The organism is Saccharopolyspora indica (assembly GCF_027853965.1).
Classification (GTDB): Bacteria; Actinomycetota; Actinomycetes; order Mycobacteriales; family Pseudonocardiaceae; genus Saccharopolyspora; species Saccharopolyspora indica.
Window position 1 is genome coordinate 290,966 of sequence record NZ_JAQGLB010000006.1, and the last position, 20,363, is coordinate 311,328.

Consider the following 20,363-nt stretch of genomic DNA (forward strand, 5'->3'; position numbering starts at 1 on the left):
GGAGGAGCGCTCGCCGTGACCCGGCGGGCGGCTCTCGCCGGACCTACACTCCATTGGAGCGGTGGGGGTTTCGGCTCGGGTGGTGCTCGGCAGCGAAGACCTACTCGTTTCTGGAGCGACGATGGCTGAGCAGACGAAGCGCCGTCACGGCTATCGAGAAGGGCTCGGCGGCGAGCTGCTCGCCGAGTTCCTGGGCACGTTCGTGCTGATCCTGCTGGGCTGCGCGTCGGTCGCGGTCGCGGTGGCCGGGCTGCCCGGTTCCGGGCGCCAGTCCGATGCGTTCGGGCCCGCCAACTGGCTGATCATCGCCTTCGGCTGGGGTTTCGCGGTGGTGTTCGGCGTCTACGTCGCGGGCGGGGTGAGCGGCGCGCACATCAACCCGGCGGTGACGCTGGCCTTCGCGGTGCGGCGGGCCTTCCCATGGCGGAAGGTCGTGCCCTACGTCTTCGCGCAGCTGGTCGGCGCGTTCCTCGCCGCGGCCCTGGTGTTCGCCACCTACAGCTGGGCGATCAACGCGTTCAACGCCGAGGCCGGGTTGCCCAGGGATCGGTCGCTGGACACCTTCGCGATCTTCGCCACGTTCCCCGCCGAGTACTTCGGCGGATCGTGGTGGGGCCCGCTGCTGGACCAGATCGTGGGCACCGCGGTGCTGGTGCTGCTCATCTTCGCGCTCATCGACGCGCGCAACACCGCACCAGCGGCCAACCTGGGCCCGTTCCTGATCGGCATGGTGGTCACCGTCATCGGCCTGACCTTCGGCCCCAACGCCGGCTACGCGATCAACCCGGCCCGCGACTTCGGCCCCCGCCTGTGGACCTATCTCAGCGGCTGGGGCGACATCGCGCTGCCCGGCAGCTACCAGTGGTTCAGCTGGTACTTCTGGGTTCCCATCGTCGGCCCGCTGGTCGGCGGGGTGATCGGCGCGGTGGTCTACGACCTGTTCATCGGCCACGTGGTCGCGGCCCGAACCGCCCCGGAGCCGGGCCGCACGACCGACCAGCCGCCCGCGGGCTGATCGGGTTTGCCATGGGCACGACCGGGTATCCGCGCGGGTGCGTCCGAGTCACTTCGCCGAGGAGGACACCATGACCAGCTTGCAGCCCAGGTCGGGCATGGGGTTGGCAGACATCTTCCGGATGTTCGAGGGCGAATGGCCCTTCGGCGAGCACCACGCGATGCGCGCGGAGACCTTCACCGAGGGCGACGAGTTCGTGATCCGCTGCGAACTGCCGGGGATGAACCCGGACGAGGACATCCACATCAACGTCGAGGCCAACCAGCTCAAGATCAACGCCGAGCGCAAGCACGAGGAGCACGCCGACCGGCACAGCGAGTTCTACTACGGCAACTACAGCCGGACGATGCTGCTCCCGATGAGCTGCAACACCGACGAGATCAAGGCCGAGTACGAAGCGGGCATCCTCACCATCCGCATGCCCCGCCGGGAAACCCAGATCAGCAAGGAGATCCCGGTGGCCCGCAAGGGCAAGTGACCACCACCCGGAGCCCGCGAGATCGCCTGAGACCACGCGGGCTCCGGACGATGGCCGCTCACCCTTGAGCGGCCAGCCACCCGAACCGCTGCAACGCGCGAGCCAGCTGCTCGGTATCCGCAGCCAGGTCCCCGATCCGTCCCCTGTGGACTTCCGAGCACGAGATCCGCTCGGCCTCGAACGCCAGATCCCGCTGCACCACCCGCATCGCCGAGGCCATCTGCTCCGGCGTGTCGACCCGGGCTGGAACAGCGGACGCCCGGGCAGGACCGGAATTCCGGAACGCGAAGTGCACCACGCACGAGGTGCACGACTGAACCGCTTCCGGCAGGCGGAGGGCTCGTGATCCTCTCGTTCGATTCGAGGTGGTTGCCCGACATGACCCGTTCCAGCAGGTGTTGGACGGTGCGGCGTCCCAGCTTTCCGGACGCTCCGGTCACTACCAGCATGCAGAACTCCTGTTTTCGAGATCATCGGGTTCGCGGCCGCTGATCGGATTGTTCTGGGCCGTTCCACTTCGCGGAAGGAGGCACATTCATGTCACCTGCGGATGCGCCCAGCATCGTCAGCGCGGACATCCCGCTGCCGGTGGCGCTGGCCGACCACCAGGACTGCCCGGCCACCTCGGTGCTGCGGCGGATCGGCGACCGGTGGAGCGTGATCCTGCTGATGCTGCTCGGCAGGCGCGACCACCGGTTCAACGAGCTGCTGCGCTCCGTGGAGGGCATCAGCCAGCGGATGCTCACGCTCACCCTGAGGTCGTTGGAGCGCGATGGGCTCGTGGTGCGGACGGTGCGTCCCACCGTGCCGCCGGGCGTGGAGTACTCGCTGTCCGCGCTCGGGCGCGGGCTGCTGGTCCCGCTCTCCGCGGTGGCTGACTGGGCTGACCAGCACGCTCTCGAGATCGACGCCGCCAGGGCTCGCCACGAGGGCTGGACGGGGTGATCAGCCAAACCGATTAGTTGCGGGTCACGGGCTTGTGATTGTGACGTCCCGATGCTGTCCTTTCCGGGCTCCGGGGCTTACGCTGGGGCCGTCTCGAACGCTCTGGGCCCGCGCTCCGGCACGCATCGCCCGGCGGCGTTCGAACGCCGATCAGGACAGGAGTTGCAACTTGAGCGAGCCGTCGTACTACGCACCCGAGGGTGGCCTGCCGTCGCAGATGACGCTGCTGACCGACCGCGCCGTCGTGAAGGAGGCCTACACCGTCATCCCGCGCGGCGTCCTCCGCGACATCGTCACCAGCAACCTGCCGGGGTGGGACAACACCCGCTCGTGGATCCTCGCCCGGCCCATCGCCGGGTTCGCCACCACGTTCGCGCAGTACATCGTCGAGGTCGGGCCGGGCGGCGGCAGCGCGAAGCCGGAGCCGGAGAGCGGCGTGGAGTCGGTGCTGTTCCTGCTCACCGGCGACCTCGAGGTGACCATCGAGGGCGAGAAGCACCAGCTCACCGCAGGCGGGTACGCCTACCTGCCCGCGGGCGCGAGCTGGTCGGTGGCCAACTCCTCCGACGCGGTGGCGACCTTCCAGTGGGTGCGCAAGGCCTACGAGGCCGTCGAAGGCATCCCGGCGCCGAAGGCGTTCGCGGTGCAGGAGCAGGACATCGAGCCGACGCCGATGCCCGACACCGACGGTGCTTGGGCGACCACGCGGTTCGTAGACCCCAACGACCTCTCGCACGACATGCACGTCAACATCGTGACGTTCGAGCCGGGCGCGGCGATCCCGTTCGCCGAGACGCACGTGATGGAGCACGGCCTCTACGTCCTGGAGGGCAAGGCCGTCTACCGGCTCAACGACGACTGGGTCGAGGTCGAGGCCGGTGACTTCATGTGGCTGCGCGCCTTCTGCCCGCAGGCCTGCTACGCGGGCGGCCCCGGCAAGTTCCGCTACCTGCTGTACAAGGACGTCAACCGCCAGATCAAGCTGACCTGATCCGCCGATCCCGGCCCGGCGCGCCCGCCCGGGCCGGGGTCAGCGGTCCGCTCGTGCCAGGAGACCGGCCAGCGCGGTGCGAGCGGGAGCCGCGTAGCGCTCCGGGTACAGGTGGGCCATGCTCAGGTACCACACGACGGCTTCGAGCTCCCGAGCCCGGTGGAACGGGGCGAGATCCGTTTCTGTGCGCGGTGTTTCGCCGAACACCTCGGCGTACGCGCGCAGCGCTGCGGGAGCTTCGGAGGCCAGGCTCCCGGCCAGCACTGCGAGATCCCACTCCCGGGGCCCGCGGCAGGTCTCCTCGAAGTCCGTCCACCGCCACCGCCCGTCGGCCAGCGGCAGGTTCCCCGGGTGGGCGTCGCCGTGCAGGACCGCTGCGGCACCGCCGGCACCGTCGAGTTCGGCCAGCACGGCTTCGTGGCGCGCCCGCAGGACTTTCAGCTCGCCGGCGCCGAGGACGTCCGCGCGTTCCAAAGCCGCGAGAGCGTCGTAGATCTGGTCGTGGACCGGGGTCAGCCACGGCATGTCCGCCGGGTGGTCGGCGAGTGCGATGTGCAGCCGGGCCAGAGCTTCTCCGCTGGTCGCGGCGTCTGCCCGCTCCGGTGAGCACGGCAGGTAGTTCCACAGGCTCACCCAGAACCCGTCGCGCGGGTGCGGTCCCGATATCGGCGGGATGACCGCTGCTCCGCGCCCGGCCGCATGCGCGGCGACGGAGACCTCCCTGGCCAACCACGCCGAAGGATCGCTGCGCGTCCACGCGGTCAGGGTGGCGACCCGGGCGACGACGGGCTCCGGTGCCAGGTGCACGACCAGGTTGCCCCGGTCGGACACCACCTGCGGATCCCCGGTCGAGAGGCCGAGGTCGCGCGCGACGGCCAGCGCCGCGGCCAGTCCCGCGCGCGAGCGGGTTGCGTGGTCGTCCGAGCTCATCGCTCCAGTATCGAGGGGCGAGCGATCCGGAAAACCAGCGGACCGGCCGAGAACGGGCAGCTATGCTCCCCACGATCATCGTGCTCGCTTCCTCCCGGGGCGCACGGCGCCCTTTCGACGGAGAGTGCATTGATTCCCGACGTCACCATGCGTCCCCTCACCGGCCCCGACGAGCTCGACCTGTTCTGCGGGCTGCCCTACGTCCTCAACGACGAGCTGGCCGACGACCTCGCCACCGGCCGCAGGCGTCCGGACCGGATGTGGGTCGCGCTGCGCGGCGGTGAGCTGCTGGCCCGGGTGGCCTGGTGGAACCGGCCGGGCGACGAGGCGCCGCGGATCCTGGACGTCGTCGACGTCGAAGCCGACTGCGTGGACATCGGCGTCCAGCTGCTGCGCACCGCGATGGCCGCCGTCGTGCCCGGCGGTTCGCTCCCGCCGCTGTACAGCCGCTTCGTCCCGCCGGACTGGCGCGAGGACCCGGCGAGCAAGCAGGTCGTCGACGACCGCGTGGCGGTGCTGGAGCAGCTCGGCGCCGAACTCTTCGTGGAGCGGTTGCGCCTGGTGTGGCAGCCCGGGTCCGCGCTTCCCGAGCCCAGCGGGCGGCTGCGGTTCCAGCCGGTCGGCGACACCGAGGCGTTCCTCGACCTGCTGGCCGCAGTTCTGGACGGAACGCTGGACGCGCACTCCCGCGACGATCTGACCCGGATGTCCGCGCGCGAGGTGGCCGTCGAGCAGTACGAGAGCGAGTTCGCCCGCTTCAGCAGCCCGCGGGAGTGGTGGCGGATCGCGACGCTGCCGAGCGGTGAACCGGTGGGCTTCGTCATCCCGGCCCACAACGGCTACAACGCCACGATCGCCTACATCGCGGTCCTGCCCGCGCACCGCGGCAACGGCTACGTCGACGACATCCTCGCGGAGGGCACCCGGGTGCTCGCCGAGCAGGACGTCCCGCGCATCCGGGCGGCCACCGACCTCGGCAACGTCCCGATGGCGAAGGCCTTCGGGCGCGCCGGGTTCGTCAACTTCCAGCGCGAGATCACCATGACCTGGAGCTGATCCCGGCGAGCACGGCACAGGCGGTGTGACCGGCGACCTCTTGTAGTGGAGCACGTGCTCCACTACGTTGCAGTCATGCCTCGACCGCGCGTGCACGACCTCGACCAGGTGCTGGACGTCGCCGAACGGCTCGTCGTGGAAGCCGGACCGGAACGGCTCACCGTGCGCAGGCTCTCGGCGGAGAGCGGCGTGCCCAACGGTGCGATCTACCACGCCTTCGGCTCGCTGCCCGCGCTGCGCGGGCGGATGTGGCTGCGGGCCGCCGATGAGTTCTTGGCTCTGCAGGCGGAACTCATCGATGAGGCGCTGGGCTCCGCACCGGTGCCTGGCGTCGAGGCAGCGGTGAGCGCGGTGGTCGCCGCCGCCGATGCGCCAGCGGTCTTCGCGGACCGGCGGTCAGCAGCCGCTCGGATGCTGATGACGGTGCGCCGGGAGCAGCTGCTCGGGCCCGACCTCCCCGAGGAGCTCGCCGACGCGCTGCTCGCGTTGGACCGGAGGCTGGTGTCCGAGGTGCTGTGCCGCTTGGCATCGGCGTTGTGGGGCCGCCGGGACGGCCCGAGCGTCGAAGTGATCACGACGTGCGTGGTCGATCTGCCGACCGCTCTGCTGCGCCGTGCTTTCGGCCAGATCACCGCGGACGGCTCGGTGCAGATCACCGCGGACGTGCGCGAACGCCTCGCAGCTGCCGTGCGCGCGATCCTCGATCGCGAGCCGCCCAGACGCGGACAGGCCTCGCAGAAGACGCCCCGATCTGAAGGACAGAGATGAGCACCACCGACCCCACTTCCCGGCACTGCCCGCCCGAGCTCCTCGCCGGAGCGAAGGAGATCTCCGTCGGCCCCGGGTTCACCGGGCTGTTGTGGACCGACGTGAGAACCCGGCTCTCCGGGCCCGCCCGGCAGTACCTGCGCAGCACCTTCCCGGCCGTGGCGGTGCAGGCGTTCAGCGCGACGACCGAGCAGTACTGGGCGGACTGGCTGTCCGACGGCAAGCTGGACCAGCTGTCCGGCCTCGTCGTCGTCCTCGACGCCGCGGGTCTACCGGTGGCGTGGGTGGCCAGCAACGACCGCCGGTTCGGCGGGCACCGGTGCTTCTACGCCAACTCCGCCGGCGTGCACCCGGATCACCAGGGAACCGGCATCTCCAGCACGATCTGGCGCGCCCTGCTGCGCGCGGCGATCGTCAAAGCCGCACCGCGCAGCCTGTACGCGGTGATGCGCACGGGCAATCCGCTCGTGTACGGCGCGTGGTCGGCGGCCACGGGCCGGTCCGACACCACGTGGCCTGCCCCGGGCAGCGCCGTTCCGGAGCACGTCCAGCGCATCGCGGCGGACGCGGCCGCCGACCTCGGCCAGGCCGATCGGCTGGACCCCCGCACCTTGGTCATCACCGATGCCTACGACGACACCGGAGCCGGGCTGTGGACGCAGCGCCCCACGTCCGACCGCACGGACGTCGACGAGTGGTTCGCCACGCTCCTCGGGCCGCGCGACGCGATCGTGCTCGTCGTGGCGTTCCACCCGATCCGGGTCATGTTCGACGAAGCCCTGCGCCAGGCGCGACGCGCCCTGGGGCTGCGCAGCAGCCGATCCGCACGCAGCTCACGAGCGCGCGGCTAGTTCCACGACAGGATCGTCACCGCGCTCGAACGCCTTGCCGTACAAGGACGTTTTCCAGCGCGAGATCACCATGACCTGGAGCTGATCCCGGCGAACAGGTCGTGCTCGGGGATGCTGGTGGGCACCGCCGACCGGGTCAGGTGGTAGTCCTCGGTGGGCCAGACCTCGCGCTCGATGTCCCTGGGGTGGGCGAAGAACGGGTTGTCCGGCCCCATCTGGGTGGCGTGCGCGAGGGCCGCCCGGTCCCGGGTCGCGAAGTGCTCCGGGCAGTGCACCCGGGTGGTGACCTCCAGTTCCGGTGCGTCGTCGGGCCAGTCGGCGAGGACCGGGCCGATCAGCGAGGGCACACCGCGGTGCAGCATCGCGTCGTGCAGGGCCTGGAACCACTTCCGGGACAGCGCGAGCTGGTAGTAGAGCTTGAGCGGGCGCCACGGCGTCCCGGCGTCCGGGTAGCGCTGCGGATCTCCTGCCGCGTCGAAGGCCGCGACGGTCACCTCGTGGGTCTTGATGTGGTCCGGGTGCGGGTAGCCGCCGGACTCGTCGTAGGTGATGATCACGTGCGGCCGGAACTCGCGGATGAGCGCCACCAGGGCCGCGGCGGCCACCTCGGTCCGCTCCAGCGCGAAGCAGCCTTCGGGCAACGGCTCGCCCTCGGCGGGCAGCCCGGAGTCGGTGAACCCGAGGAACCGCTGCCGCACTCCGAGGATTTCCGCCGCTGCCGCCATTTCCCGCCTGCGGACGGCGGCGATGTCCTCCCGGATCTCGGGCCGGTCCAGCGCCGCGTTGAGCACGTCGCCGCGTTCGCCGCCGGTGCAGGTGACGACGAGGACCTCCGCTCCTGCGGCCGCGTAGTGCGCCAGCGTCGCCGCGCCCTTGCTGGACTCGTCATCGGGGTGGGCGTGGACGCTCATCAGGCGCGGGGTCATGCGAACGCTCCTTCTCGGGGCGGGAACAGGAAAGCGGGGACGAGGCTCAGCGCGGTGAGGCCGAACGCCCACCAGAACGCGTCGCCGAACCCCACCGGGCCCGGATCGCCGTTCTGCAGGACGACGACGAGCACAGCCGTGCCGAGCGAACCGCCGACCCGGTTGAGCACGTTCAGCGCGCTCGCCGCTCGCGGCGCTTCGTGCCGGGCCACGCTGCGGTAGACCGCGGCCATGCCGGGCGCCATCGTCAGACCCATCCCGATGCCGCGCAGCACCAGGGATGCGGTCAGCAGCCAGTCCGGGGGCTGGGCGGCGAGCTGGGTGAAGGCCAGCGTGCCCAGCAGGGACGCGGCGATGCCGGTGAGCAGCAGCGGGCGCGGGCCGAACCGGTCGGCCAGCCGCCCGGCCAGGTACGTGGTGAGCGCGGTGCCCAGCGCCTGCGGCGCCAGCAGCAGTCCGGCCGCGAGCGCGCTGACGTGCTGAACCTGCTGGTAGTACAGCGGAATCAGCAGCATCGAGCTGTACAGCGAGGCGCCGAGCAGGAACGAGTTGCCGGTCGCCGCGGCGAATCCCCGCCGGGCGAAGAATCGCAGGTCGATCAGCGGTGTGCCGCTGCCGCGCAGGGCGTGGACCGCGTAGGCGATCAGCAGCGCAGCGCCGAGCAGCAGGGGCAGAAGCGCGCCCGGCGCGGCGAAACCGCCTGCCTCCCCCACCGCCGCGAAGCCGTAGACCACGGCGGCCAGGCCGGGCGAGATCAGCAGCAGGCCGCGCAGGTCCAGCCGGTTCTGCGGCATCCGGGCACCGGTGGAGGGCAGCGATCGCGCCGCCACGGCCAGCACTGCCGCGCCGATCGGCAGGTTGACCAGGAACATCCACCGCCAGTCGAGGCCGTGCACGATCAGCCCGCCGAGCACCGGGCCGAGCACCGGCGCGAACATCACCGGCACCGAGGTCACCGCCATGACCCGCCCCATCCGGGAGGGGCCGGCGGCCTGGGCGACCATCGCCTGGCCGATCGGCTGCATCATCCCGCCGCCGATGCCCTGCACCACGCGGAAGGCGATCAGCGCCGGGGCCGACCACGCCAGCCCGCACAACGCCGAGCCGCCGATGAACAGCGCCACCGCGCACAGCCACATCCGCTTGGCGCCGAAGCGCTCCGACGCCCAGCCCGAGATCGGCATCACCACCGACACCGCGAGCAGGTAGCCCGTCATCACCCACTGCACGGTGCTCAGCGGCGCACCCAGATCGCGCGCGACCGCGTCGATGCCGACGTTGACGATCGTCGCGTCCAGTCCCGCCAGGACCGCTGCGCAGAGCAGGACGCCCGCCGTGCGCCACAGCTCGGCGTCCGTCCGCTCGGCCGGGCGAGCGGCGGTCTGAGCCGTCATGGTCACCTCCTCAGTTCGGCCGGACACAACTTAGGTTGGACCCATTAATTAGGTCAAGCCTAATTCCTGGGTCTGGTCTAGGCTGGGCGCCATGGGACTGCGGGACCGGCGCAAGCGGCAGACGCGGCAGGAGATCTCCGACATCGCCACCCGGCTGTTCACCGAGCACGGCTTCGACGAGGTGACGATCGCGCAGGTGGCGGCGGCCGCCGGGGTGGCGAAGATGACCGTCACCAACCACTTCCCGCGCAAGGAGGACCTGGTCCTCGACATCCACGAGGAGTTCATCGCCCGCCTCGGCGAGGTCGTCGCCGGGCGCGACTCCGGCGAATCACCGCTGGCGGCGCTGCGGCGCGCCTGCTTCGAGGACCTGGCCCGGCGCGATGCGATGCTCGGGTTCTCCAGCCCGTCCTTCGCCCGCCTGATCACCGGGAGCCCCACGTTGCTGGCCAGGCTGCGGGAGATCCACGAAGAGCGGGAAGCCGCTCTGGCCGCCGTCCTGGTGCGCGAGACCGACGAGTTCACCGCGGCTCTCACCGCGGCGCACACCGTCGCCGTGCACCGGACGTTGTTCCGCGAAGTGCAGCAGCGCACGCTCGCCGGGCACAACGCAGACGAGATCGCCACCGCGCTCGAACCCCTCGCGGTGCGAGCGTTCGACTCGTTGCAGCGGCTCTTCGACGCGGACTAGGCGCGGTTCGGCGCGGGTGCGGTGTCCAGGTGCTCGGCGATCAGGTCGAGCAGCGAGTCGACTTCCTCCGGGTCGTAGCCACCTGCTTCCACCGCGGTGAACTCCACGTCGCGCACCTCGGCGGCGGTGAGCGCGGCGGCTCCGCGCAGGGTCGCCACCGCGCGGTCGAGCAGGTCGTCGACCTCGGCCGCGGCGTAGCCGTGCTCCCCCGCAGGTGCTTCGCTGAACACCACGCTGCCGACCGCTTCCGCGGTCAGCTTGGGACCGCCGCGCATCCGGCGGAAGGCCTGGGCGATCGGCATGCGCTGCGCCGGGATGGCGCGCTCGCGCGGCGCCAGGTGCTTGATGCTGGTCGACACCATCACCAGGAACGCGACCACGCTCGCCTCCTGGTAGCCGGGGTGGCCCGGCTTCGGCGGGTTGAACCGGGCGGTCAGCAGGTCCTGGGCGGTCAGGGTGTCGTCCCCGCGCAGCGTCGCCGCGACGCGGTCCACGAACGCGTCCACCTCGGCCTTGTCCAGCGCGGGCTGCTGCGGTCCGGCCTGGTCGAAACCGCCGCGGGGCACCAGGTCGGCGGGTTCCGGCTCCGGCTCCGCCGGCTTCTCCACCCGTCGCACGATCTTGCGCTCCGGCTCGGCGCGCCGCTCCGGCGCGCCCGCTCGCCGGGACGCGCGGACCTCGCGCTTCAGCAAGGTGAGCGCGATCTGGTCCAGGAAGGCGTCGACCTGCGTCTTCTTGTAGGCGCGCGAACCGCGCTTGCGCGGGCTGAACTCGACGGTGAGCACATCGCGCGCGGTCAGCACCCGCTTGCCCGACAGCGTCGCCACGACGCGGTTCAGGAACGCGTCGACCTCGGCTTCGTCGTATCCGCGTTCGCGGCGCCAGGCCCTGGCGAAGACAACGTCGCGCACGTCGTCGGGGGTGAGCATCGGCGTGCCTCCAGGCGAGCTTCGTCCACCGGACGCTTACCCGGCCACCACGCCGGGCCCCGACTCGCCCGTTCTGCGCCGCACAGCTTGCCCAAATCGGACCGCGAGATCAAGACCTCGGTCCATCGGCATCAGTGCCGTTGCGCTGATCGGCCCAGCATCACGCGGCGTGATGGCTGACCGGGCGGAGGTGGTGCCGCTCGGTGCCGCCGTCCTCCTCCGGCGGTTCGGCCGCGCGACCGGTGCTCACCTGGTGCTCGGGTGGCTCGGCCGCGTCCGGTTTCGGGGCGTCGCGGTGGTGCCGGCGCACCACGATCAGCAGCACCAGGCCCGCGACGAGGAAGCCGTGCGAGAGCAGCCGCGTCGCCGGGACCGCGTCGTTGAGCAGGTCCACGACGCTGAAGCCCGTCAGCACCACCAGGAACGCCGAGAGCACCGGGAGCAGACCCGCGGCTGTCCGGGGCCGCATCGCGCTGAGCAGCAGGCCGACGCCCAGAGCCAGGTTCCACGCCGTGCTCTCGTTGAACAGGTGCGAGCTCATCGAACCGGCGTGACCGCCGTGGCCGAGGTCGACCAGCCCGGTCACCTGCACCAGCCCGAGCAGCAGCTGGCACACCGCCACGACACCGAGCAGCAGCCTCGGCCAGCGCGGCCGGACCGCCCGCGCCGCGAGCACCTCGCCGACGAGGTCGGGCACCGGTTCGGCCGGGCGGACGCGCAGCCGCCGGGTCAGGTCGAGGACACCGCGCTGCCACTCCCGGCAGTCCGCGCAGCGAGCCAGGTGCTCGTCGAGCCGCGCCGCCGGGACCGGCGACTCCTCGCCGTCGACCCGTGCGGAGATCCCCTCGCGAATGTGCGAACAGTCCACGTCCATCCAGTCGTCGCCCGCGTTCCCGTAGTTCCCGGTCTCACCCGATTTCCGCTGACCGGCGTCGGCGAGCGCCCAGCAGGTCCTCCCGCGCTCGCGCGACTCTGGAACGCACGGTACCGATCGGGCAGCCGCAGACGTCGGCGGTCTCCTGGTAGGACAGGCCCAGCACCTGGGTGAGCAGCAGCGCCTCGCGCCGTTCCGGGTCCAGGCCGTCGAGCATCACGTTGAGCTCGACGACGTCCTCGAACCCGCCCGGCTGCGGGCGCTCCACCGCTGCCGCGTCGACCGGGGACACCGGCCGCGCGCGCTCGTAGCGCACCTGGTCGGCGGCCACCCGGCGGGCGATCGACAGCAGCCAGGTCCGCGCCGAGGAGCGGCCCTCGAAGCGGGGGAGGCTGCGCAGCGCCCGGAGGTAGGTCTCCTGCGCCAGGTCGTCGGCGCCGCGGGTGCCGGACAGGTGCGCCAGGAAGCGCCACACGTCGCGCTGCGTGGCGCGGACGAACGCCTCCAGCGCCGCCCGGTCGCCGCGCCCCGCTGCCAGCGCGAGGTCGGTCAGCCGGGTGTCGTCGACCGCGGAGTGGTTCATGATCACGGAGGTTACCGCCGGAGCGCGGCGGCGAGAACGCTTGCGCGCCCGGCCCTTCCGCTCGCTGCGGGCAATCCGGTGAAATCCCGGAATTCCCGGTGTCGCGCCGGATCGCCGGGAACTGGACAGCGGTCCCGCACGACTGGTAGTCGGACGGGCCGATCAGCGAGGAGCAGCATGTCAGTCGAGGAGTCCACCGCCCGGGAACCGGCGGCGCCACCGCAGCGGGCCGACGAGCCGTGGTGGCCCGCGCTGCGACCACTGGTGCGGCGCCTGCACTTCTACGCCGGGATCTTCATCGGGCCGTTCCTGGTCGTCACCGCGCTCACCGGCCTGCTCTACATCTTCACCCCGCAGCTGGAGCGGGCGATCTACGACCACGAGCTGCGGGTGCCGCCGGGCCCGGTCACGCAGTCGCTGACGGCCCAGATCGCCGTCGCCCGCGAGGCGCTGCCCGGCGCGGAGCTGACCGCCGTGCGCCCGGCACCGACGCCCACCGACACCACGCGGGTCATCTTCGACGACCCGGACGTGGTGGGCAGCTACTACCGCACGGTGTTCGTCGACCCGCACACCACCGAGGTCCGCGGCGTGCTGGAGACCTACGGCAGCAGCCAGTCGCTGCCGGTGCGCACCTGGCTCGCCCAGCTGCACCGCAACCTGCACCTCGGCGAGGCCGGCCGGGTCTACAGCGAGCTGGCCGCCAGCTGGTTGTGGGTGGTGGCGCTCGGCGGGCTGCTGATGTGGGTGCGCCGCAAGCGCAGCAGCGCCCGGTCGGTGGTCGCGCCGCAGGTGCGCGGCAAGGGGCGGCGGCGGGTCCTGTCCTGGCACGGCTCGTTCGGCCTGTGGGCGTGCGCGGGCATGTTCTTCCTGTCCGCGACCGGCCTGACCTGGTCGCTGTTCGCGGGTGAGAACGTCACGGCGATGCGTTCGGCGCTGTCGTGGGAAACCCCGGCGGTGTCCACCGAACTGCCGCGGCAGCCCGCGGGCGATGTCGGCTTCGACCAGGTGCACGCCGCGGCGATCGCGCACGGCATCACCGGGGCGGTGGAGATCACCGCGCCCGGCGGCGGCGCGTACAAGGTCGAGCAGACCGAGCGCCGCTGGCCGACGCAGCTGGACGCGGTGGCCGTCGACCCGGCGGGCGGCAACGTCGTGGAAGAGCTGCGCTTCGCCGACTTCTCGCTGATCGCCAAGCTCGCCCGGTGGGGCGTCGACGCGCACATGGGGCTGCTGTTCGGGCTGCCCAACCAGCTCGTGCTCGCCGCGCTGACGATCGGGCTGGCCAGCACGGTGTTCTGGGCCTACCGAATGTGGTGGCTGCGCAGGCCGACTCGCGGTTTCGGCGCACCACCGGAGCGCGGTGCATGGCGCCGGGTGCCCGGCCGGGTGCTGGCCCCGATCATCCTCGCCGCCGCGTTCATCGGGTACGCGCTGCCGCTGCTCGGCGCTTCGCTGCTGCTGTTCCTGGCCGTCGACGCCGTGCTCGGCGCGCGCCGCGAGACGGGAGTCTGACCGTGGTGGAACCCCTGCTGCTCCGCTGGATCCTGACCGTCGCGTTCGCCGCCGCGGCGTTGTGGGGCCTGCACCGGCTGATCCGGGCGGAGCCGATCGCGACGGTGTCCGGCCGGCTCGTCCGGACCGGCCAGGGCCAGGACGTGCCCGGGAGCCCGGTGGTGCGGATCAGCGCCGCCTGGCAGGTCGTGATGAGCGCCGCGATGATCGCGATGTGCTGGCCGTGGGGCATGGCGATCCCGGTGAACCCGCAGCTGGTGGTGTTCGGCGCCATGGCGGCGTGGTTCCTGGTGCTGGCCGCCGGCGTCCGCTGGTGCACCGGGCACCGCCGGTGGCAGCAGCTGCACCACGCGGCGATGGCGGCCGGGATGTGCTGGATGCTCGCCGCGATGCCCGCGCTGATGTCGCACGCCCCGGTCGAGTCTGGTCACACCCACCACCACTCGCTGGGTGCCGGGGTGCTGGCCGCCGCCCCTGCCCCCGCTCCGGTGAACGCGGTGGTGGTCGTGTTCCTGGTGCTGGGCGTCTGCTTCGTGCTGACCGCGCTGCCGTGGCTGTCCGCGGCGGTCGACATCGGCCGCAGCGCCCGCACCCGGCCGCAGCGCGCGGCCGCCTACGAGGCGATCTGCAACGCCGCGATGAGCACCGGCATGGGCGCGATGTTCCTGGCCGTGCTGTGAGGGCCGTGAGCGCTTTGGGGCGCTTGAGCACCCCAAAGCGCTCACGTCAGCTCCCGGCCTCACGAGGTCCGATGTGGACGGTCAGGCGGCGCGCAGGACCGCGACCGGGCAGGGCGCGCGGTTGACCACCGCGTGGCTCACCGAACCGAGGAAGCTGCGCCGGAACCGCCCCCGGCCGTGACTGCCCACGACCAGCAGGCTCGCCCCCTCCGCCTCCCGCAGCAGTGCCTCGGTGGGCTTCTCCGGCGTGACCACGCGCCGGACCGCCACGTCCGGGTACTGCTCGGCCCAGCCCGCCACCGATTCCGCGAGCACCTCCGCCGCCTCCTCGCGGACCTCCGCCCACGCCAGCTCCCAGTGCGAGACCCACTGGAACGGGTCCAGCGGCAGATCGCTCCAGGCGTGCGCGGTGACCAGCTCGCAGCGGTTGCGGGAGGCGAAGTCGAAGGCGAAGCCGATCGCGGCCCGGCTGGCGGCCGAACCGTCCACGCCCACCACGACCGGCCCCGGACCCGGCTCGCCGGCGCCGCCCCGGACCACCACGACCGGCGCGCCACCGCGCCTGGCCAGCAGTTCCGCCGAGGTCGCGCCGATCCCGACCGACGGCTCCAGCCGCGGCCCGCCGAGCACCAGCAGGTCGGCGTCCGCGGCCATCGCGGCGAGCACCTCGGCCGGGTCGCCGAACGGCAGTTCGCTGCGCACCGGCAGGTCGGCGTCGATCCGGCGGCATTCCTCCACGAGCTCGGCGAGCTCGTGCCGCAGCGCCTGCTGCAGCGGCTCCGCCACGTCGCCCTCCCCCGGCACCCGGATCGCCGTGTGCTCCTCGAAGGGCCAGGTCAGCGCGTGCACCAGCAGCAGCGGGCGACCGCGCCCGGCCGCCTCCCGCGCCGCCCACCGCACCGCCCGCCTGGACGACTCCCCCAGGTCGAACCCGACCACGACAGCCTTCTCGGACATACCTCCCCCTCCGCCGGACCCGGCTCCAGGTTGCGCCACCGCGGCGCCCGGTGGTCAGAGCAATTCGTCATCACCCCGGCCGGGCAGTGACCATCGGCTCTACCTCGCCGCCCGAGCCCGCCGACAGGCTGGAGGAGCAGTGGGCGACGGAGGGGCCACGATGAACACGACCATCACGCCAGTGGGCAGCCTGACCGCCGGAGAGGTCCGCGAGGTCCTGACCGCGGCCACCGCCGCACCGTCGCTGCACAACACCCAGCCCTGGCGCTTCCACTGCACGCCCGGCGCGATCGAACTGCACGCCGACACCTCGCGCGCCCTGGAGGCCGCCGATCCCGAGCACCGCGAGCTCGTGCTGGCCTGCGGCGCGGCGCTGCTGAACCTGCGGCTGGCCATCCGCGCCAGCGGAACCGTCCCGGACGTCCGGACGTTCCCCGAGCCGGGGCGGCCCGACCTGCTGGCGACCGTGCGCCCGGCCGCCCGACGACCCGCGACACCGGCCGAGCGGGAACTGGCCGCGGCGATCCCGCGGCGCCGGACCAACCGCAGGCCCTTCCACCACGACCCGGTTCCCGCCGTGCTGCAGGCATCGCTGCGGCAGGCCGCCGAGGCCGAGCGGGGCTGGCTCGCCGTCCTGGATCCGCCGCAGCGCCTGGTGCTGTGCGGGCTGAGCAGGCAAGCGCACCAGGAGCAGCTCGACGACCCGGAGTTCGTGGCCGAGTGGCAGCGCTGGACCGGGCGCACCGGCGACGTCGGGGAAGGAGTCCCGGCGCGCAGCAGCGGCCCGGTCCCGGAGCCGCAGGACGAGTTCGTGCTGCGCGACTTCGGCGGTGGCGGCGCGCGCACCCGGGTGGCGGGCAAGGACTTCGAGCCCGAGCCGCTGATCTGCGTGCTCGGCTCCTTCCAGGACTCCCGGCACGCGCAGCTGCAGGCGGGGATGGCCATGCAGCGGGTGCTGCTGACCGCGACGGCCAACGGGCTGGCCAGCTCGTTCCTCTCCCAGGTGGTGGAGGTCGCCAACACCCGGCGGGAACTGCGCGCCCTCATCGGGAGCGGCCTGTGGCCGCAGATCGTGCTGCGCATCGGCTACGGCTCCCCCGTGCCCGCCACGCCGCGGCGTCCCCTCGACGAGGTCGTGACCGGCGAACTCGCGCCGAACCGCAGCAGCTGACCCGATCCACTGTCCTGAGTGGACTTCCCGGGAGCACCGGATCACCCGTGCTGGCGAACGGTGGGCGATCACTGGTAGCGTCTTAAGTCAGTCAATTGATTTAAACGCCTTCGATCGCCACCGTGAGAAAGGCCCGCATGCCCACGCTCCCGCCGCGGATCCCCGACGCCCTCGACTTCGACCCCGACGCCCTGCGCGAGCGGTACCGGGCGGAACGCCTGCGCCGGATCCGCCCCGACGGCAGCGAGCAGTACCAGCGCGCCGAAGGCCGGTTCGGCTACTACGCCGAAGACCCCTACGCGGAGCCGGGCTTCACCAGGGAGCCGATCCGCGACCGGGTGGACGCCGTGGTGGTCGGCGGCGGCTTCGGCGGGCTGCTGGCCGCCGCGCGACTGCGCCAGGCCGGGCTGGCGCGGATCCGGGTCGTGGAGAAGGCCGCCGACTTCGGCGGCACCTGGTACTGGAACCGCTACCCGGGCGTGCACTGCGACATCGAGTCCTACGTCTACCTCCCGCTGCTGGAGGAGGTCGGGCACGTCCCGGCGTGGAAGTACTCGCCGGGCGAGGAGATCCGCCAGCACGCGATGGCGATCGGCCGCGCCTTCGACCTCTACCGCGACGCCTGCTTCCAGACCGCGGTGCGCGAGCTGCGCTGGGACGACGGCGAGTGGATCGTGCGCACCGACCGCGACGACGAGGTGCGGGCGAGCTACGTCGTGGTGTCCAACGGCACGCTGGAGCACCCCAAGCTGCCCCGCATCCCCGGCATCGAGACCTTCACCGGCCACACCTTCCACACCAGCCGGTGGGACTACGGCTACACCGGCGGCAGCCCGGACGGCGGCCTCACCGGACTCGCGGACAAGCGGGTCGCGGTGATCGGCACCGGCGCCACGGCCGTCCAGGTGATCCCGCACGTGGGTCGCGACGCCCAGCACCTGCACGTCTTCCAGCGCACTCCGTCCGCTGTGGACTTTCGCGCCAACCGGCCCACCGATCCGGAGTGGGCGGCCGCCCTGAAACCCGGCTGGCACGCCCGCAGGCGGGAGAACTTCCTCGCCGCCGTCACCGCGCACGACCTCGACGAGGACCTGGTGGCCGACGCGTGGACCGCCAGCGGCCACGTGCTCGGCAAGATCACCGCCACCGACGCCCACGACCACCTCCCGCGCGAGGAGTGGGAGCGGATCGAGGAGATCCTCGACTTCCAGAAGATGAACCAGCTGCGCGACCGCGTCGAGGCGATCGTCGACGATCCGGCCACCGCGGAGCTGCTCAAGCCCTGGTACCGCTACGGCTGCAAGCGCCCCACCTTCAGCGACGAGTACCTGCAGACCTTCAACCGCCCCGACGTGACCCTCGTGGACACCGCCGACCACGGCGGCGTCGAGCGGATCACCGAACGCGCGCTGGTGGTCGGCGGTACCGAGTACGAGGTGGACTGCATCATCTTCGCCACCGGTTTCGAGGTCGGGAAGTCCGACGCGCTGACCGGGCGGCTCCCGGTGCGCGGCAGGGACGGCATCGGGCTGCTGGAGTCGTGGGCCGCCGCCGGCGGCGCGCGCACGCTGCACGGGTTCTGCAGCAACGGCTTTCCCAACCTGTTCCTCCTCGGTGCGCTGCAGAGCGCCCCGCTGGTGAACTTCGTGCACGTGCTCGACGAGCAGGCGATCCACATCGGCGCGATCGTCGCCGAAGCGCGCAGGCGCGGCGTCAAGCACGTCGAGCCGACACCGCAGGCCGAGAACGCCTGGGTCGAGACGCTCCGGGCCACCGCGCGGGACCAGGAGAAGTTCGCCGAGGAGTGCACGCCCGGCTACTACAACAACGAGGGCGGCGCTCGCGGCCCCCGCGAGCTCTACGCGCCCGGCCCGGCGGCCTTCCACCGGCTGCTGCGCGAATGGCGCGAAGGCGATGGCATCGACGAGGTGCTCGGCGATGACCGCTGACCCGGGGAGCACTCGTTACGGACACGCCGGACGGCCGGACAGCGAGCGCTGGCGGATCGAGCGGCTCACCGCGGCCAATCCGCTGTGGGGCTCCAACGGCATCGCGTTCGGGCCGGACGGCAGGCTCTACGTGGCGCAGTACGTGGCGGGCCGGATCAGCGCCGTGGACCTCGGTTCCGGTGAGGTCGAGGTGGTGGTGGACCTCGACGGTCCGGTCCAGTCGCCGGACGACCTGGCCTTCGGCGCCGACGGCTCGATGTACATCACCGACCTCGCGCCCGGACGGGTCTGGCGGCGCGCTCCGGACGGGACGTTCACGCTGATCTCGGACGACGTCGCGATGGCCAACGGCATCGCGTGCGTGGGTGATCGCGTGTTCGTCAACGAGATGCGCCCGGGCGGCCGCTTGCTCGAGGTGACGCCCGGCACCGAACCGGTGGAGCTCGCCGGCGGGCTGGCGATGGGCAACGCGATGCAGCTCGGCCCGGACGGGTGCCTGTACTACCCGCACATGATCACCGGTGAGGTCCACCGCGTCCCGCTGGACGGCGGCGAGCCGGAGCTGGTCGCCGAGGACGTGCACGCGCCGGTGGCGGTCCGGTTCGACCGGGGCGGCGTGCTGACCGTGCTCTCGCGCGGCGCCGAGGGCATCGTCACCCGGATCGACGTGTTCGGCTCGGGTGACCGCTCGGTCGCACCGGGCGAGGTGTCCGCAATGGACAACGCCGCCTTCGACGCCGAGAACCGGATGTTCGTGTCCAGCTTCGCGGCGGGCGGGATCGCCGAACTCGCACCCGACGGCAGGGCCCGCGAGGTGGTGCCGACCGGGCTGGTCGGCCCGTTCGGCGTGGCGGTGCACCGCTCCGGCACCGTGTTCACCGGCGACAACTACCGGTTGGCGAGCCTCGACGACGGCGCGGTGAGCACGCGCGAACTGCTCGTGTTCAGCCACGGCGTCGCCACCGACGAACGAGGACGGGTGCACGTCACATCGCAGTTCGGCGAAGTGCGCACCTACGAGCCCGATGACCGCGTGCTGACGACTCGCGCGCGAGGACTGGCGCGGCCCACCGGCATCGCCGCACGCGCGGACGGCAGCCTCGTGGTGGCCGAGACCGGCGGCGGCCGCGTGGTCGCCATCGCCGACGACGACACCTTGACCGTCCTGGCCGACGGCTTGGACTCCCCGGTCGACGTCGCCGTCGACGCGGAGGACCGCTGCTACGTCAGCGACGACCAGCGCGGCGCGGTGTCGCTGATCGTCGATGGCGGGATCGCGGTCGTCGCCGACGGACTCGACGCACCGCAGGGCGTCGTCGTGCTCGGCGCGGAGCTGTTCGTCGTGGAGACGGGTCGGCGCAGGTTGCTCGCGATCGACCTGGTGACCGGCGAGCAGCGCGTCGAAGCGCACCACCTCGCCGTCGGGCTTCCGCCGGGAACGACGCGCGCGCAGCCGGAGCTGTTCCACCACGGCCTGCCGGGCGTGCCGGTGCCCTTCGCCGGTGCGGCCGCGGGCAGCGACGGCTCGCTCTACGTCTCCGCCAACGGCGAAGGCAGCGTGCTGCGACTGCATCGCCGCAGCTAGCGGGCGCGAAATCGACTGCGTCGGCCCGCATTCCTGCTCCCTTCGGCCCAGCGCCCCTGGTGCTTGCGCACCGAA

Annotated in this window: 19 protein-coding genes and 1 pseudogene; 13 read left to right on the forward strand and 7 right to left on the reverse strand. The window is 72.1% G+C overall.

Going from position 1 to position 20,363, the window contains the following annotated elements; all coding sequences use genetic code 11:
* Nucleotides 1–121: 121 nt before the first annotated feature.
* From OU416_RS16505 to OU416_RS16520, 4 genes are all read left to right on the forward strand, one after another.
* Nucleotides 122–1,015 (forward strand): MIP/aquaporin family protein, encoded by an 894-nt coding sequence (locus OU416_RS16505; RefSeq protein WP_270927853.1) that lies wholly within the window; start codon nt 122–124, stop codon nt 1,013–1,015.
* A gap of 70 nt (nt 1,016–1,085) precedes the next feature.
* The gene (locus OU416_RS16510; protein ID WP_270927854.1) at nt 1,086–1,493 is read left to right on the forward strand and encodes an Hsp20/alpha crystallin family protein; all 408 of its coding nucleotides are present in this window, start codon (nt 1,086–1,088) and stop codon (nt 1,491–1,493) included.
* 537 nt (nt 1,494–2,030) lie between these two features.
* The gene (locus OU416_RS16515; protein ID WP_270927855.1) at nt 2,031–2,438 is read left to right on the forward strand and encodes a winged helix-turn-helix transcriptional regulator; all 408 of its coding nucleotides are present in this window, start codon (nt 2,031–2,033) and stop codon (nt 2,436–2,438) included.
* A 169-nt stretch (nt 2,439–2,607) separates the two neighbouring features.
* Nucleotides 2,608–3,429: a bifunctional allantoicase/(S)-ureidoglycine aminohydrolase gene (locus OU416_RS16520; RefSeq protein WP_270927856.1), complete on the forward strand. Its 822-nt coding sequence runs from the start codon at nt 2,608–2,610 to the stop codon at nt 3,427–3,429.
* A 39-nt stretch (nt 3,430–3,468) separates the two neighbouring features.
* On the opposite strand, the gene OU416_RS16525 is transcribed toward OU416_RS16520, so the two are convergent.
* Nucleotides 3,469–4,359: a phosphotransferase family protein gene (locus OU416_RS16525; protein ID WP_270927857.1), complete on the reverse strand. Its 891-nt coding sequence runs from the start codon at nt 4,357–4,359 to the stop codon at nt 3,469–3,471.
* A gap of 129 nt (nt 4,360–4,488) precedes the next feature.
* Here OU416_RS16525 and OU416_RS16530 point away from each other — a divergent pair, with 129 nt between their 5' ends.
* The 3 genes from OU416_RS16530 to OU416_RS16540 all read left to right on the forward strand — a co-directional run bounded on the left by OU416_RS16530 (nt 4,489) and on the right by OU416_RS16540 (nt 7,034).
* Nucleotides 4,489–5,415, forward strand: coding sequence for a GNAT family N-acetyltransferase (locus OU416_RS16530; RefSeq protein ID WP_270927858.1), 927 nt, complete (start codon nt 4,489–4,491; stop codon nt 5,413–5,415).
* A 75-nt stretch (nt 5,416–5,490) separates the two neighbouring features.
* Nucleotides 5,491–6,183 (forward strand): TetR/AcrR family transcriptional regulator, encoded by a 693-nt coding sequence (locus tag OU416_RS16535; RefSeq protein WP_270927859.1) that lies wholly within the window; start codon nt 5,491–5,493, stop codon nt 6,181–6,183.
* Nucleotides 6,180–7,034: a GNAT family N-acetyltransferase gene (locus OU416_RS16540; RefSeq protein ID WP_270927860.1), complete on the forward strand. Its 855-nt coding sequence runs from the start codon at nt 6,180–6,182 to the stop codon at nt 7,032–7,034. The genes OU416_RS16535 and OU416_RS16540 overlap by 4 nt, the downstream gene beginning before the upstream one ends.
* A gap of 65 nt (nt 7,035–7,099) precedes the next feature.
* Here the strand turns inward: OU416_RS16540 and mca are convergent, their stop codons facing one another.
* Together mca and OU416_RS16550 are read right to left on the reverse strand one after the other, a co-directional pair.
* Nucleotides 7,100–7,960, reverse strand: coding sequence for a mycothiol conjugate amidase Mca (mca, locus tag OU416_RS16545; RefSeq protein ID WP_270927861.1), 861 nt, complete (start codon nt 7,958–7,960; stop codon nt 7,100–7,102).
* Nucleotides 7,957–9,354 carry a DHA2 family efflux MFS transporter permease subunit gene (locus tag OU416_RS16550; RefSeq protein WP_270927862.1) on the reverse strand — a complete coding sequence of 466 codons (1,398 nt, stop codon included), beginning with the start codon at nt 9,352–9,354 and terminating at the stop codon, nt 7,957–7,959. Before OU416_RS16550 ends, mca begins: the two co-directional genes overlap by 4 nt.
* A 91-nt stretch (nt 9,355–9,445) precedes the next feature.
* On the opposite strand from OU416_RS16550, the gene OU416_RS16555 reads away from it, so the two are divergent.
* A complete protein-coding gene (locus OU416_RS16555; protein WP_270927863.1) occupies nt 9,446–10,045 on the forward strand; it encodes a TetR/AcrR family transcriptional regulator in 600 nt (199 codons plus the stop codon).
* Here OU416_RS16555 and OU416_RS16560 read toward each other — a convergent pair.
* From OU416_RS16560 to OU416_RS16570, 3 genes are all read right to left on the reverse strand, one after another.
* Nucleotides 10,042–10,974: a DivIVA domain-containing protein gene (locus tag OU416_RS16560; RefSeq protein WP_270927864.1), complete on the reverse strand. Its 933-nt coding sequence runs from the start codon at nt 10,972–10,974 to the stop codon at nt 10,042–10,044. The two genes, OU416_RS16555 and OU416_RS16560, sit on opposite strands and share 4 nt — an antisense overlap.
* 160 nt (nt 10,975–11,134) lie before the next feature.
* On the reverse strand, nt 11,135–11,848 hold the full coding sequence (locus OU416_RS16565; RefSeq protein ID WP_270927865.1) for a zf-HC2 domain-containing protein: 714 nt from the start codon (nt 11,846–11,848) through the stop codon (nt 11,135–11,137).
* Between the two features lie 34 nt (nt 11,849–11,882).
* Nucleotides 11,883–12,431: a sigma-70 family RNA polymerase sigma factor gene (locus tag OU416_RS16570; RefSeq protein ID WP_270927866.1), complete on the reverse strand. Its 549-nt coding sequence runs from the start codon at nt 12,429–12,431 to the stop codon at nt 11,883–11,885.
* A 177-nt stretch (nt 12,432–12,608) separates the two neighbouring features.
* Between OU416_RS16570 and OU416_RS16575 the strand changes: the two genes are divergently transcribed.
* Together OU416_RS16575 and OU416_RS16580 are read left to right on the forward strand one after the other, a co-directional pair.
* Entirely contained in the window at nt 12,609–13,946 is a 1,338-nt protein-coding gene (locus OU416_RS16575; protein WP_270927867.1) for a PepSY-associated TM helix domain-containing protein, read from the forward strand.
* A gap of 2 nt (nt 13,947–13,948) precedes the next feature.
* Entirely contained in the window at nt 13,949–14,626 is a 678-nt protein-coding gene (locus tag OU416_RS16580) for a DUF5134 domain-containing protein (RefSeq protein ID WP_270927868.1), read from the forward strand.
* A gap of 81 nt (nt 14,627–14,707) precedes the next feature.
* Here OU416_RS16580 and OU416_RS16585 read toward each other — a convergent pair whose 3' ends face one another.
* Complete coding sequence (locus OU416_RS16585; protein ID WP_270927869.1) at nt 14,708–15,583, reverse strand: universal stress protein; 876 nt, start codon at nt 15,581–15,583, stop codon at nt 14,708–14,710.
* Nucleotides 15,584–15,743: 160 nt separating this feature from the next.
* Between OU416_RS16585 and OU416_RS16590 the strand changes: the two genes are divergently transcribed.
* From OU416_RS16590 to OU416_RS16600, 3 genes and pseudogenes are all read left to right on the forward strand, one after another.
* Nucleotides 15,744–16,754 (forward strand): Acg family FMN-binding oxidoreductase, encoded by a 1,011-nt coding sequence (locus tag OU416_RS16590; protein WP_270927870.1) that lies wholly within the window; start codon nt 15,744–15,746, stop codon nt 16,752–16,754.
* 137 nt (nt 16,755–16,891) lie between these two features.
* Nucleotides 16,892–18,703: a flavin-containing monooxygenase gene (locus OU416_RS16595; RefSeq protein ID WP_270927871.1), complete on the forward strand. Its 1,812-nt coding sequence runs from the start codon at nt 16,892–16,894 to the stop codon at nt 18,701–18,703.
* Nucleotides 18,651–20,288: pseudogene (locus OU416_RS16600) on the forward strand (SMP-30/gluconolactonase/LRE family protein); the annotation flags it as partial. The gene OU416_RS16595 and the pseudogene OU416_RS16600, both read left to right, overlap by 53 nt.
* Between the last annotated feature and the right edge of the window lie 75 nt (nt 20,289–20,363).